A 231-nucleotide genomic window follows, 5' to 3' on the forward strand; every position below is an offset into this window, starting at 1 on the left:
AAGCAGGGGCGGGGCGGTCCCCCACCCCCGGCCCCCCGGCGGGCGCCAGCGGGTGCCGGGCGCCCGCGTACGAGAAGAGGCTGGGGCTCCCCGCGACCCGCCGCGCCGAGGGGGCGAGTTCCGCCACCGGGCCGTAGCAGCTGTCCCACGGCGCCTCACCCGCGACCCAGCCGGCGAACGCCGGAGTGAGCCCGCGGAGGTCCTCCGGAACGACCAGGAAGGCCACGCCCC

Annotated in this window: 1 pseudogene; it reads right to left on the reverse strand. The window is 80.1% G+C overall.

Annotated features, from left to right (window positions below):
• Nucleotides 1-231 (reverse strand): annotated as a pseudogene (locus KVT44_RS57425) (aminotransferase); the annotation flags it as partial.

The organism is Streptomyces sp. GbtcB7 (assembly GCF_019091445.1).
Lineage (GTDB): Bacteria > Actinomycetota > Actinomycetes > Streptomycetales > Streptomycetaceae > Streptomyces > Streptomyces mirabilis.